Here is a 14,761-nt window from a genome sequence, read left to right as displayed (position 1 = left end):
TTGTTTGCGCTTTCAAATTATTATTAGCGACATATTTTTATTTTTAGAAAATTGAATAAATGGATTGATTTCATTTTGAATTTTTGTTAAATTGATAGGTAATTGAGCGTACTAACATATTACAAGTCAAGTTGAGGTGAGTTATGGTACAGTCCATTGATCGAGCGATAAGTATTATAAAGTTGTTAAATTCTACTAATGAAAAAGAGTATTGGGCTATTTCTGATATAGCGGATAGAACACATCTTCCAGTTAGTACAGTACATAGATTACTTAATTCTCTAATCGAGCATGGGTTAGTTACGCAAATTTCAGAAACGAAACAGTACAAAATTGGGCCAATGTGGATGGAAATAGGATTACGTCAATTGGAGAAAGTAGACTACAGATCTGTAGCAAGAGAAGTGATGAAGCGGTTAGCCTCTGAAGTGGAAGAAAGTGTGTATTTAAACATTCCAAATGGAACGCATTCTATTATCATTGAAAGAATTGATAGCCCTTTAAAAATTCGAGTTATCGATAAATTAGGGGAACAGATTCCACTTTCAATTGGTGCTGCAAACAAAACGATGCTTGCCAATATGAAAACGAATGAAATGGAGCATATTGTAGAACATTTACTTTCTTCTTTACCAGAACAAAAGCGCGTTCTTTTAGAGCAAATAAAGCAAATAAGAAATGAAGGATATGCGGTAAGTTATGGTGAAAAAACAGAAGGGACGGCTTCAGTAGCTGCACCTATTAGCGGATTTAATCATAAAGTAGTAGGAGCATTAAGTGTTGGGTTAATTAGTCATCGCATTAATGATGATCGACTATCCTTTCTTATTAGTAAGGTAAAACAAGCAGCTCATGAAATTTCAATAAAAATCGGCAGTACATCAGAACTATAATTTTGATAACTGTCGTCATTTTTTATTCATATACTGGAATTCATTTTCATAATGCGGAAAAATAGGGGGATTTATATGTCAAAGTGGCAATCAAAAGAACAATTGATTCAATTATTAAGCGGTCTCGTTGAAATTCCTAGTATTACAGGTACAGAAGCAGAAGTTATATTGCCAGATTTTGTTGTGGAACAATTATCTGATTTACAGTACTTCAAAGAAAACCCGCATCATTTGCAAAAAAATCCGACGGGAGACGGACGATATTTTGTTACAGCTCTCGTAAAGAAAAGAGATAGTACAAAAAATACAGTAATTCTAGTTAGTCACTTTGATGTTGTAGATGTACAAGATTACGGAGTGTGGAAAGAAGATGCATTCAATCCTAAAAAGTTAACGTCTATGTTTTATTCTCATAAAGATGAACTACCAGATCATGTACGTGAGGATATAGAACAAGGAGATTGGTTATTTGGAAGAGGAACAATGGACATGAAATGCGGCCTTGCGTTACAAATGGCGATGATTGAGCAAGCTTGTGAAGGAAGATTTGATGGGAATGTTCTTTTATTAGCTGTTCCAGATGAAGAAGTGAACTCTGTAGGGATGAGAGCTGCTGTTCCAAGACTACTAGAGTTAGCAAGAGAACATAACTTGGATTATAAAACGGTATTAAATTCAGAGCCTATGTTTTCACGACACCCTGGTGACCAAAATAAGTATATTTATACTGGTACTATTGGTAAAGTGTTACCTGGATTTCTTTGCTACGGAAAAGAGACACATGTAGGTGAACCATTTGCAGGCTTAAATGGGAGTTACATGGCTTCATTAATAACAGCAGAATTAGAGTTGAATACAGACCTTTGTGATATTGTAGAAGGGGAAGCGAGTCCTCCGCCAACTAACTTACTTCAAAGGGACTTAAAGGAGGATTATTCTGTCCAAATTCCGCATCGTGCCGTAACATTATTTAATTTGTTTTTACTAGAAAAATCAATGACAGATGTCGTGTCATTGTTACGTCAAAAAGTAACGAAAGTAGCAGAGAAAATAGAAGAATCATATGAAAAGCAAGCATATCGTTTTTCTAAATATAATCCGTTTATACCCCCTAATATGAAAGTAAATGTATTAACGTATGAAGAGCTTATTGCTTATGCAATTGAACAACATGGGCAAGAGAAAATAGATGATATTCAATCTAGTATAATAAAAAATAGAGAAGATAAAGATGATCGTGCGGTAACGATTGATTTAGTAGATAAACTAGCTATTTTATGTAAAGAAAAGGCGCCGATGATTGTACTTTTCTTTGCTCCACCATATTATCCAGCTGTAAGTTCACGTAACAACCCGTTAATTAAAGAAGTAGTTACGGAAATGGAAAAGTATGCACACTATAATCATAACATTACATTTGAAAACCAAAATTATTTTGGGGGAATTTCAGATTTGAGCTATGTGGGCTTACAGAATCCACTACATTCAATGAGTTCACTTGTAGACAATATGCCATTATGGGATAAAGGTTACTCGATTCCGCTTCAGGAACTAGAAGAGTTTGACGTTCCAGTATTAAATATGGGGCCGGTAGGAAAAGATGCACATCAATGGACAGAACGTCTAGATGTAAATTATGCATTTGAAACATTATTAGATATGTTACCGAAATGCATTGAAAAATTACTTATTTCTAATAAAATTACACAGGTGTAGTAGGGAATAGGGAAGAGATAAATAAAATTATCTCAGTATAACTAAAAAACGGACAAACTCAAGTATATATGAGTTTGTCCGTTTATCATTTAGTGAAAGGGAGAGAGTATGTAATCCACTATTTTTTAACTACATTCATAGCAAATGTGATCTCTTTTATCGTATTATTTTTTTGTTTGACCAGACAGCTCAATAGACTTTTGCGTACAGCGCTGCATAGCTGAAATGATGGCTGTTCGTAAGCCTTTTTCCTCTAATGTTGCTACAGCCTCTATCGTTGTTCCACCAGGAGAACAAACCATATCTTTCAATTCACCTGGATGTATTCCTGTTTCTAGTACCATTTTAGCAGAGCCTAATACAGCTTGAGCTGCGAATTTATATGCTTGATTTCTTGGCATACCGTCTAGTACAGCAGCATCTGCCATCGCCTCTATAATCATATATACGTATGCTGGTGAAGAACCACTTACTGATGTAACAACATCCATTAATTTTTCACTTACGATCTCTGCTTGACCAAAGCTATTGAAAATGTTTAGCACATCTTCTAAATCTTTTTCTGTCACCATTTCATTAGGGCATAATGCAGACATTCCTTCTCCAACAAGAGCAGGGGTATTAGGCATTACACGTACAACTTTTAATTTCTTATCAAAAGATTCCTCTGTACTTTTGATGCTTTTTCCAGCAGCGATCGTTACGACGATAACATCGTTTTTGATTACTTCTTTTATTTCGTTAATGATTGATGCGTATAGGTCTGGTTTAATTGATAAAATTAAAATATCAGCATTTTTAGCGACTTCATTATTGTCAGTAGTTGTAGTTAGCCCATATTTTTCGCTAGCGTTTTTTAAATTCGTAGTGTTTAAATCCGAACAAATAACATGATTTGCAGACACTATCTTTTTGTTTAACATCCCGCCAATGATAGCCATCCCCATATTTCCGCATCCGATGAATCCAATTTGTTTGTCCATAATTATTCAATCTTGCTCCTTTTATAATAAATTATATCCTTTTGAAATTATTATTTTAAAATAACAATAACATCTTCATGCAATATAAAGAAACATTCTAAGAGAATATATTCCTTTTTGCAACAACAAAAGTTAAAAATCAATTATATTCGACATTATGTAAATATATACACTTTAATTTAAGGTACTATGTTGATGAATCTGAGTTAAATTTATATCGATTTGTATTTTCATTCAGTAGGGTAATAATCTCATACAAATAATTTGCCGCTCTATTTATTTTTAAAATACCTCTTGACACCAAATTAAATTATATCGCATAATATAAAAAATTAAACCGAAAATCGTTGAAGGGAAATAGTACATATGTCTTCTTGCGAAAGAGAGTGGAATTCACCGGCTGAAAGATTCCTCGTATAGAATATATCGAACCTATCCCTGAGTCTTAAATGAAAGTTTAAGCGTTCGCCTGCGTTATAGGCGCCAAGTGGATATCTATGTATATCAATTAAGGTGGTACCGCGGAACAATGACCGTTTCGTCCTTTTTATTTTATTAAGGGCGAAGCGGTCATTTTTATTTTGCTCTTTAATAGGCTAGGTGCAGCATTTGTGATAATAGAAGTCGCTGCAAGCCGAATGAATAAAAGTGTAATCTATAAAAAACTTTGATTTTAGACTTGGAGGATATAAAAGTGAAAAAACAACGAATTGTTGTAAAGATTGGGAGCAGTTCCTTGGCAGATAGTCACGGAGGCATTTCTAAAGAACAACTTTCAGATCACGTTGCTGCATTGGCTCGATTGAAAGAAGAAGGGCATGAAGTTTTGTTAATTACATCTGGGGCCGTCGCTGCAGGTTTTTCTGCTCTAGGCTATCCTAGCAGACCTGTGACAATTAAAGGAAAACAGGCTGCTGCGGCTGTCGGACAAAGTTTGTTAATGCAGGCGTACACGGAGGAATTTCGTAAATATGACATCGTTACTGCGCAACTATTGCTGACGAGAAGTGATTTTTCTAGAAAAGAACAATATAGTAATGCTTACGCTACTTTAGGAGAGTTACTAAACCGTTCTGCTCTTCCAATCATTAATGAAAATGATTCCATCTCATTAGAAGAGCTAACGTTTGGTGATAACGATATGCTGTCAGCTTTAGTAAGCGGGCTTGTTTCAGCGGATATGCTAATGATTTTTACGGATGTGAACGGTTTATACGACAAAAATCCTCAGAAAAATGCGGATGCGAAAAAGTATTATTTCCTTCCTGAAGTTACAGAAGAAATCGCTTCTCTTGCAGGAGATGCTGGGTCCAAACTTGGGACTGGCGGTATGAAATCAAAAATTGATGCTGCGAAGACGGCACTTTCTCTTGGCGTGAGTGTATTTATCGGAACAGGGCGTGGACAAGAGAAATTTGTAGATGTTTTAAAGGGCAAAGGTGATGGAACGTATGTCGGAAATGCTCCTCAAAAAGAAATGAAGATGAACAAGCAATGGATCGCTTTGCATTCGCTTGTTAGCGGACAAATTGAAATAGACGCTGGAGCAGCTACTGCTATCATTCAGCATGGTAAGAGTCTTCTTCCTGCTGGCGTTACAAATGTGTCAGGATTTTTCAAAGTTGGCGATGTCGTAGAAGTCATGACGCAACAAGGGCGCGTCATTGGAAAAGGGCAATGCACATATAGCGCAGAGGAACTAAGAGATGTAAAAGGTATGCAAAGCCAAGATATTCAAGCAAGAGGCGATAGGCATAATTATGAAGTCATTCACAGAGATTATTGGGTTTCACTTTAAGAATAGTGATGTTAAAAAGGAGGAAATAAAAATGAATGAAGTGTTGGCAAAAGGAATAAAAGCGAAAGAAATTGCTAGAGAACTTGTACTAAAATCTACAAATCAAAAAAATGAAGCACTTGCTGCTATTGCGGATCAGTTAAGAGTAGAAGTAGCTTATATTTTAGAGGAAAACAAACGGGATTTAGAAGAAGGTAAGGCAAAAGGATTTTCTGATTCACTTCTAGATCGTCTAATGTTGAATGAACAGCGTATTATTGATATGGCAGAGGGGATTCAGCAGTTAATTGAATTACGTGATCCTGTTGGAGAATGTGTAAGTGAATGGGAGCGACCAAATGGATTATTTATTCAGGAGATGCGTGTACCACTTGGTGTTGTTGGTATGATTTACGAGGCAAGGCCGAATGTAACAGTAGATGCTGCTACAATTTGTTTGAAGACAGGAAACGCAGTAATATTACGTGGTAGTTCTTCAGCTATCAATTCTAACAAAGCTATCGTTGCTGTTATTCACCGAGCACTCAAACAAACAAGCTTGCCTCCAGAAAGTGTACAGCTTATAGAAGATACAACGCGGGATAGCGCAAAGCAGTTGTTCACATTAAACGATTACCTAGATGTTCTTATTCCAAGAGGTGGCAAACAATTAATTGATACTGTAGTGAGAGAAGCGTCTGTTCCAGTACTTGAAACAGGTGCAGGAAATTGTCATATTTTCATTGATGAAACAGCGAATAAACAAATGGCAGTTAATATTATTATAAATGCAAAAACGCAGCGTCCATCTGTATGTAATGCCATTGAAACGATTGTACTTCATGAGAAGTGGGCACAGCAATTTGGTAGCGAATTGTTTTCAGCATTGAAGGAAAAAGGCGTGGAGTTACGTGGTGATCAAAAAGCACTGGCGATTGATTCTTCAATTGTACTTGCTTCAGAAGAAGACTGGGGTACTGAATTTTTATCACTCACGCTGGCAGTGAAAGTAGTTTCTTCTATAGAAGAAGCGATTCATCACATAAATACGTATGGATCTATGCATTCTGAAGCAATTATTACAGAAGACGAGGAAAACGTCGGTAAATTCTTCACAGCTGTAGATGCGGCTGCACTATATCATAATGCATCAACTCGTTTTACTGATGGATCTGAATTCGGATTCGGCGCAGAAATTGGCATCAGTACACAAAAGCTACATGTAAGGGGACCGATGGGACTTCCTGCATTAACTTCTACAAAATATGTGATTCGTGGAAATGGGCAGATTCGATAATAATAAAAGACACTCAATTACCTTGGGTGTCTTTTATTTATTTACCATACAAATAATCCAACGAGCATAGCACTTAATAAGGATACAGCCATTCCGCTAACAAGAAGCTTCCAAACATTTTTACCGATTATGGATGATTTTTCTCCGCCAAATAATGAATTGTAAGTTCCGTAAATCATGCCTACTGTACTAAAGTTAGCAAAAGAAGCTAGAAATGTCGTTGCAACCGCAATCGTATGTGGTTGTAACGACTTTAGATTCGATTTTAAATCCATCATGGCAACAAATTCATTCGTCGTTATTTTGATCCCCATTAATTCAGCTACATACATAGCATCATTACCTGATAAACCGAGTAAGAAAGCAAAGGGACTAAAAATAATAGAGAAGATTTTTTGTATTGTTAAACCTGATACGACAAAGCTTAATAGCCCATTTAAACAGGCAGTTAATGCTACATAACCAATTACCATGGCTAAAATAACGATAACCATATTCATCCCGACTAACATACTGTTTGAAATAGTAGAAAAGAAATCTTTTTTTTCATCTTTTGAAGGTGTATATACGACATCATCTTCTTTCGTAACTTCCACAGGATTTAATACATTGGCCAAAATTAATGCGTTAATACAGTTTAAAGGGATAGCACTGAAAATATATGTTGCCGGAACCATTGATAAATAAGCGCCAAGAATGGATCCGCTAACGCTACTCATACTCATAATTCCAAAGGTTAATAAACGATTTTCTTTTAAGACAGATAATTGATCACGAACAACGGCAAGTGCTTCCGTGTTTCCTAAAAACATCATTTGAATCGAAAAGAAACTTTCTAACTTTGGTAAACGAGAAATCTTTGAAATAACTGCACCTACTTTATCAATAATCCAAGTTAAGATTCCAAAATAAGAAAGAATATCAAAGAACGTGATAACGAAAATGATAGGAAGTAAAGCACTAAAGAAGAAATCAACGGTTTGATTTTCCATAGCGGAAGGAAATGCAAACCGAATACCTTCATTCGCACATGATAGTAGCCAACTGAAAAATGACGCAATTTTATTAATGATAATACTGCCCAGCTTCGTGCCTAACATAAACCATGTAATAAAGAGCTCCAATATGATTAGAATAACGATTGGTCTCCATTTTATTTGTTTTTTATTAGGCGAACATAGGAAAACGAATAAGATTACAATGAAAATCCCTAACATATTTAATATGAAATGCATGTCAACAACTCCTTAAGAGTTATTATTTGTATATAAAAAAGCTCCTATTCTTCTTAATTTAGGTTACAACGAGAAGTTATGAAGAATGTAAATGATGTTAGGGATTCATTCATATTATTTTTAAATACTAAAAAGAACTCATAGCAAATAAGCAGAGGGAGTTGAAAGTATTTCACGTAACGAGTAGAAAAAGGGAAATTAGTAACTAGCTCCATTTTTAAATTGTTTAGGTGAAACACCTGTATGTTTTTTAAAGACTTTTGTAAAATGGCTCTGGTCATGGAAATTTAATAGTGTAGAAATTTCGGATATAGAATGTCTTGTGTAGGTCATTAAACTTTTTGACTCATCAATTTTAGCGCGCTGTATATATTCGCCTAGTGACATTCCGATTTCTTTTTTGAAAAGAGAAGATAGATAACTAGGATTTAATCCGACTATTTGTGCAAGTTGAGATAGTGTAATTTCTTCGTAAAGATGAGTAAATATATAATTTTGACATACGTTTATAGGTTTTGAGTGTTTTTGTATCGTTCCATTTTTTACTCGTTCTGAGAACTCAAGTAAAGCAGTCTCCAAAAATGGGGAAATGGCTTCACTTTTATTTATTTCTTCGAGTTTTTGAATAAATAAATCACTAAGTGTATATGCGATTTCAGGAAATAGTCCACCATCTATAGCTGACCTTGTCGCAAGTGTAATTGCTGCGATGGCAGAGTTTTTCTGGCTGCGCAAGTGACTTGTTTTTGACAATACCCCAAGATCTCCTGATTCAGGTAGACTCCTTAAATTTTTAATTAAATCATCTTTTTTTCCCTGCTTAATACATTCAAATATTTTTCTTTCAGCCTGAGGGTCAATATGAGTTAATGTACTTTGACGTTGCGCTGATATATGTATATCGGGTTGTTCAATTTCAAATTCTGTTTTTTTTACTAGTATATTTTTTTGCAGAATATCAGCAATGTCTAATTTTTGTTGATACAACATGTAATATAAAATCATACTTACATTTATAAATTTTAAATTGCTTAAAACGGGGAGGGATTGATAATATTGAACCATTTCCTCTTTGTTTATTTTTAGATGAAGATCATTTATGAGACCTTTAATGGAGGATTCCGATAGTCTGGAATAAAGTACGGGTCCAACGATAATGTTCCCACTAAGTTGATCATTCAAACGTAAGTTAATGGAGAAAAAATTTTCAAGAAAAGAAGTCTCTTCTAGTACCGGAAAATTATAAGCGGAATTTTCTTTGAATAGTTGATTACATAACTGCTCTTTTAAAGAATAGAAAGGGTGCTGCTGAAAATTAGGCGAGATTTCAAATGCCAAATTGCCGTTGTTATCAATAAAAAAGATAGGTGTTTTATGTATGTCAAAGACTAATTTACAAATATAATATAAATCTTCTAGTTTGGAGCCATTCATGATTTTAACCTCTATTCTATAAAAATTAGCCAGTGTGAGTGCGGATAGTCATAAATAATTAACTGAAATTTTTACAAGTATTCTAAAGAATATACCATAATATATAAAAAATAATAACTATAATAACATTAGGAAAGCGTTTACTTAATTATTTTTTAGGAGGGCTATCTATTATGACCAGAGATATTAAGAGCATTATTTCACAAATGACATTAGAAGAGAAGGCAAGTCTATGTTCTGGATTAGACTTTTGGAATACAAAAGGAATTGAGCGATTAGGTATTCCTTCCATTATGGTAACTGACGGACCACATGGTCTTAGAAAACAAGCAGAGGGGGCAGATCACTTAGGGATTTATAACAGTATCCCGTCGACTTGTTTCCCATCGGCAGTAGGATTAGCAAGTACATGGAATAAAGAGCTAATCAATCAAGTAGGGGTTGCATTAGGAGAAGAATGTCAGGCTGAAAATGTAGGGGTTCTTCTTGGTCCAGGTGCAAATATAAAACGTTCGCCGCTGTGCGGAAGAAACTTCGAATATTTTTCAGAGGATCCATATTTATCATCACAAATGGCTACAAACCATGTTAAAGGTGTACAAAGTCAAGGGGTTGGAACATCATTAAAACATTTCGCTGTTAATAACCAGGAGCATCGCAGAATGTCTGTAGATGCAATTGTTGATGAAAGAACATTGCGTGAAATTTATCTTGCTAGTTTTGAAGATGTTATTAAGGAAGCACAGCCTTGGACAGTAATGAGTGCTTACAACAAAATAAATGGAGAATACGCTTCGGAAAATACGTATTTATTAAATGATATTTTAAAAGATGAATGGGGATTTGAAGGCTTTGTCGTATCCGATTGGGGCGCAGTAAATGAGCGTGTTGCAAGTTTAGCGAACGGTTTGGAGTTAGAAATGCCTTCAAGCTTTGGGATTGGTGAGAAGAAAATTATTGATGCAGTTAACGGTGGTGAGTTAACAATAGAGAAACTTGATCAATCAGTAGAGCGTCTTCTCAACATTATTTTTAAAGCCGTGGATAATCAATTAGAAAATGCTGTGTATAGTAAGGAAGCGCATCATCAACTTGCAAGAGAAGTTGCAAGTGAAAGTATGGTGATGTTACAAAATGAAGATTCCATCCTTCCGTTGAAAAGAGAAGGAACAGTAGCAGTAATTGGCGAGTTTGCAAAGCAACCACGTTATCAAGGCGGTGGAAGCTCTCATATTAATCCAACAAAGCTTGAAAGTATTCTTGAAGAAATTGAAATGGTATCAAGTGAAAAAACGAATATATTATTTGCACAAGGCTATGACCTTGCAAGCGATGATGTGGATGAAAACATAATTAATGAAGCGAAAATAGTAGCAGGGAGTGCAGATACAGCTGTTCTTTTTGTTGGACTTCCAGATCGCTATGAATCGGAAGGATTTGATCGAAAACATTTACAAATGCCAAAAAATCACGTGCAATTAATTGAAGCTATCGCTGAAGTACAAAATAATATCGTTATAGTTTTAAGTAACGGTGCGCCAATTGAAATGCCATGGATAGGAAAAGTAAAAGGAATACTTGAAGGCTATTTAGGAGGGCAAGCGTTAGGCGGAGCGATTGCTGATATATTATTTGGTGACGCGAACCCAAGTGGGAAACTAGCAGAAACATTCCCGAAAGTGTTAAGCGATAACCCATCTTACTTAAACTTCCCTGGTGAAGGTGACATAGTGGAATATAAAGAAGGTGTGTTCGTTGGCTATCGTTATTACGATAAGAAAAAGATTGAACCATTGTTCCCATTTGGGTTTGGATTAAGCTATACAAACTTTGAGTATAGTAATATTTCAATCGATAAGAAAGAAATAAAAGATACGGATACGGTTTCTGTTCGTGTAAACGTGAAAAATACTGGTAGTATAGCAGGGAAAGAAATTGTCCAGCTTTATATAAAAGATGTTGAAAGCAGTATGATTCGGCCTGAAAAAGAATTAAAAGGGTTTGAAAAAGTAGAATTGCAACCGGGAGAAGAAAAAACGGTTAGTTTTACTTTAAATAAAAGATCATTTGCTTATTACAATGTTGAATGGAAGGACTGGCATGTCGAAACAGGTGAATTCGAAATTTTAGTAGGGAAATCTTCAAAAGAGATTGTTTTACATGATAGCATTTTTGTTCAATCAACAACTATAATTCGAAAACCTGTACATCGTAATACGTTACTAGGGGAAATATTTATGGACCCAATCTTAGCGCCAATCGCAAAAGAACTAATGGAGAAAGCATTAAAAGATAGCCCGTTTAGTAGTATGGCTGAAGGGGATAGTGATGCCTCTGAAATGATGGAGGCTATGCTGAACTATATGCCGTTACGAGCGTTAGTGAACTTTAGTGCCGGTGCTTTTACAGAAGAAATGTTGGGTGAAATTATTGAGCTATTAAACGATGCGCAAATGAATCAATAAGTAACGAATAATATAAAAAACGCAGTTTGCAAATAAACTGCGTTTTTTTTACGTTCCATAAAGTTTTAAAATTCTAAAAAAATAGAAGGTATAATTCGATAAAAATAGAATTTAATACGTAGTAAAATAAGGAGGCGATAAAATGGAAGTCTTTCACGTAACGAGTAGAAAGAGGGAAACGTACAATGTTCAAATAAAGTATTCGATACTTTTCGAATGCGCATTAGGTATTGCAGCAATTACTCATAAAAGGTTAATCGATACTCTTGAAAAGAGTCAAAATGAATGGGCAGAGATTAAGGAATCATTAACAGAAGAAATGAGAGAGCACTTACAGTTTGTAGAAGAACATAATACGTGGAAAGCGTTGCTTCAGTTATTGTATGAAGGAGAGTTTCAGGATTTAACGCAGTTTAATACTAAAATCGATTCGCTTTCAGAAGAAGATTTGAAGTATATATGTTTACCGTTTTTAGGCGAGAAGTATGAAGAGAAAAGACATTTAGCAGCAAGTGGAGATGTAACTGCAATACATGAACTAATGGAACTGACACATGATCATCAGTTTTTCTCCGCGTATATTCGTTTTATATGTGATGTTCATGTACAAGTGCTGAAATCCCATTTAATCGCTGTTATGACAGGTTGGTATGAGAGTGTTATTCGGAAAGAGGAAGAGAAAATACTATCTATATTAAAACGAGATTATGAAGCGAAAAATGAAATGAATAAAAAGATGAAACCAGAAGAGTTTGTCGAGTGGGCGACCGGTGGAGTGAATTATATGCCAGAGCCAAGTGTTCATTATGTACTTCTTATCCCGCAAATGATATACAGACCGTGGAATATTGAGGCGGATATTGAAGATACGAAAGTATTTCATTACCCAGTCGCAAACGAAAGTATCCATCCTGAAGATCTGTATGAACCGAATTATTTTTTAGTTCAAAAACATAAAGCACTTGGGGATGAAGCAAGATTACGCATTGTAAAAATGTTGTTCGAAAAAGAACGAACATTACAGGAAATTACAGAAAGATTGCAACTCGGTAAATCGACTGTACACCATCATTTGAAATTGTTGCGTGCAGCGAAGTTAGTTGATATACATGACGGGAAATATGTATTAAGAAAGAAAGCAGTACAGTCGTTAGCGAAAGAATTAGATGCGTTTTTAAATAGATAATATGCAACTAGAGAATGTACATAAAGGGAGGAATTTAAGAGAAAAGTTGGTGTATGAAATTGAAAAATGTGTTGAAAAATCGTTCGTTTTTTTTCATGTGGATTGGAAGCGCGATTTCAGAATTGGGCGGGGCTTTCGGAACGTTATGTAATTCGATTCTTGTTTACGAATTAACAGGGTCAAAAACAGCATTAAGTAGTATGTGGTTACTATATTTTATCCCATCGCTCATACTGCAACTTATAAGTGGTCCATTTATTGATAAATGGAGCCGGAAGTGGATTATGATATTTTCACAATGGGTGCGAGCTTCGGTTTTCTTACTACCGTTAGGCATGTTACTTACTAGTAGTATAGAAGTTTGGCATGTGTATGTCGTACAAATTATAATCGGGCTTATTACGCCGCTGTATACACCTGCAAGTCAAGCCATTACACCGAGTATGGTAAGTGAAGAACAACTTCAAGACGCAAATGCATATATTGATGGGATGGCTCGACTTATGATGTTTCTTGGACCAATATTAGGCGGAGTGGCCATTCATTTGATTGGAGTAGAACTTACACTATCTTTCGTATGTATTTGTCTATTTGTTAGTGGCACTTTTTTACTTTATATAAAAGAAAAGAGAACAACACAATCCATTCGGAAAACGTGGCTAGAACAGTTTCTTCACGGTTTTACATATTTTTTCACAAAACCAGTTATCGTTTGGCTCGGTGTCTTTCTTACTTTCGTGCAATTTGGGGTGGGGGTAACGCTGGTTACAAATCTTCCTTATATAAAAGATGAGCTGTCAGCAGGGTATGCGGAGTTTGGTTATTTTATGGCTGGTTTTCCGTTTGGCTATGTAATTGGATCTATACTAGTCGGAAAAGTAACATATAAAAGCCGGCGTATACTTATGCTTGGTGGATTGTTTATAGGAGGATTAACATATATTTCTCTAGGGTTCAATCATAGTATAGTAATTGCGGTGTTTATTGAAGTAGTTGCAGGCATTTGTATTTCATTTTTCAATGTTCATAACACAACAATTTGCCAACAAACAGTACCAAACAATATGATAGGACAAATATTTTCAGTGCGTTTATTTTTCATACGATCCGCTATGCCGTTAGGTGTGTTATTAGGAGGCATATTAAGTGAAATGTGGGGAATACGAGCACTATACTTTATTATCGGTGCGATTATATGTGTTACTTCTTTAATAGGATTATTCCTTCCGTATTTCAAATTTTTAGATGAAGCTGTTGAAGAGAAAACAGCATAATTCAAACAATTAAAACTTTTTAATTGAAAATAATTATCATAATCAACTATAATAGAAGAATACTAGTATTCGTATTAAAAAGAGGGAGTGGAATATATGTTTATTGAAACGAAAACATTTACAGTAAAAGAAGGTACATCAAATATAGTTGTAGAACGTTTCACTGGAGAAGGTATTATTGAAAAATTTGAAGGCTTCATCGACTTAAGTGTTCTTGTGAAAAAAGTAAGACGCGGAGATGAAGAAGTTGTCGTTATGATTCGCTGGGAATCTGAAGAAGCATGGAAAAACTGGGAAACAAGTGAAGAACATTTAGCAGGACATAGAGCGAGTCGTGGGAAACCAAAACCAGATCATATTATTAACGTTGATCACGCAGTTTATTATGTAAAATCATCGAAAGCGGCTTATCAACAATCGTAATATATATGTAAAGGTAGAGGATATTTGTTTAGTAATAAACAAATATCCTCTTTTTTTGATTTATAGTAAAATATGGTT

Annotated in this window: 11 protein-coding genes and 1 other annotated feature; of the genes, 8 read left to right on the top strand and 3 right to left on the bottom strand. The window is 35.1% G+C overall.

Annotated features, from left to right (window positions below):
* The first annotated feature begins 143 nt into the window (after positions 1 to 143).
* Positions 144 to 893, top strand: coding sequence for an IclR family transcriptional regulator (locus tag BAQ44_RS21575; protein ID WP_071723659.1), 750 nt, complete (start codon positions 144 to 146; stop codon positions 891 to 893).
* 75 nt (positions 894 to 968) lie between these two features.
* The gene (locus tag BAQ44_RS21570) at positions 969 to 2,609 is read left to right on the top strand and encodes a M20/M25/M40 family metallo-hydrolase (protein ID WP_071723656.1); all 1,641 of its coding nucleotides are present in this window, start codon (positions 969 to 971) and stop codon (positions 2,607 to 2,609) included.
* Between the two features lie 164 nt (positions 2,610 to 2,773).
* Here BAQ44_RS21570 and proC read toward each other — a convergent pair whose 3' ends face one another.
* Complete coding sequence (proC, locus tag BAQ44_RS21565; RefSeq protein WP_071723654.1) at positions 2,774 to 3,592, bottom strand: pyrroline-5-carboxylate reductase; 819 nt, start codon at positions 3,590 to 3,592, stop codon at positions 2,774 to 2,776.
* A gap of 338 nt (positions 3,593 to 3,930) precedes the next feature.
* Positions 3,931 to 4,141: a binding site (T-box leader), on the top strand.
* Between the two features lie 145 nt (positions 4,142 to 4,286).
* On the opposite strand from proC, the gene proB reads away from it, so the two are divergent.
* Together proB and BAQ44_RS21555 are read left to right on the top strand one after the other, a co-directional pair.
* Positions 4,287 to 5,390, top strand: a complete 1,104-nt coding sequence (proB, locus tag BAQ44_RS21560) for a glutamate 5-kinase (RefSeq protein ID WP_071723651.1) — start codon at positions 4,287 to 4,289, stop codon at positions 5,388 to 5,390.
* Positions 5,391 to 5,421: 31 nt separating this feature from the next.
* Positions 5,422 to 6,666, top strand: coding sequence for a glutamate-5-semialdehyde dehydrogenase (locus BAQ44_RS21555; protein ID WP_071723648.1), 1,245 nt, complete (start codon positions 5,422 to 5,424; stop codon positions 6,664 to 6,666).
* Between the two features lie 41 nt (positions 6,667 to 6,707).
* On the opposite strand, the gene BAQ44_RS21550 is transcribed toward BAQ44_RS21555, so the two are convergent.
* Positions 6,708 to 7,901 (bottom strand): NupC/NupG family nucleoside CNT transporter, encoded by a 1,194-nt coding sequence (locus tag BAQ44_RS21550; RefSeq protein WP_071723647.1) that lies wholly within the window; start codon positions 7,899 to 7,901, stop codon positions 6,708 to 6,710.
* Between the two features lie 198 nt (positions 7,902 to 8,099).
* A complete protein-coding gene (locus tag BAQ44_RS21545; RefSeq protein WP_071723645.1) occupies positions 8,100 to 9,335 on the bottom strand; it encodes a helix-turn-helix domain-containing protein in 1,236 nt (411 codons plus the stop codon).
* 173 nt (positions 9,336 to 9,508) lie between these two features.
* Between BAQ44_RS21545 and BAQ44_RS21540 the strand changes: the two genes are divergently transcribed.
* From BAQ44_RS21540 to hmoA, 4 genes are all read left to right on the top strand, one after another.
* The gene (locus BAQ44_RS21540) at positions 9,509 to 11,800 is read left to right on the top strand and encodes a glycoside hydrolase family 3 C-terminal domain-containing protein (protein ID WP_071723643.1); all 2,292 of its coding nucleotides are present in this window, start codon (positions 9,509 to 9,511) and stop codon (positions 11,798 to 11,800) included.
* 142 nt (positions 11,801 to 11,942) lie between these two features.
* On the top strand, positions 11,943 to 12,986 hold the full coding sequence (locus tag BAQ44_RS21535) for an ArsR/SmtB family transcription factor (RefSeq protein ID WP_071723640.1): 1,044 nt from the start codon (positions 11,943 to 11,945) through the stop codon (positions 12,984 to 12,986).
* 53 nt (positions 12,987 to 13,039) lie between these two features.
* Positions 13,040 to 14,260, top strand: a complete 1,221-nt coding sequence (locus BAQ44_RS21530; RefSeq protein ID WP_071723638.1) for an MFS transporter — start codon at positions 13,040 to 13,042, stop codon at positions 14,258 to 14,260.
* 96 nt (positions 14,261 to 14,356) lie between these two features.
* Positions 14,357 to 14,683 (top strand): heme-degrading monooxygenase HmoA, encoded by a 327-nt coding sequence (gene hmoA, locus BAQ44_RS21525; RefSeq protein WP_000469503.1) that lies wholly within the window; start codon positions 14,357 to 14,359, stop codon positions 14,681 to 14,683.
* Positions 14,684 to 14,761 lie beyond the last annotated feature (78 nt).

The sequence above is a fragment of the Bacillus mobilis genome, from assembly GCF_001884045.1.
In the GTDB taxonomy this organism is placed as follows: domain Bacteria; phylum Bacillota; class Bacilli; order Bacillales; family Bacillaceae_G; genus Bacillus_A; species Bacillus_A mobilis.
Note: the sequence above shows the minus strand (reverse complement) of the source record. Positions and strands in the feature narration are given on the sequence as shown.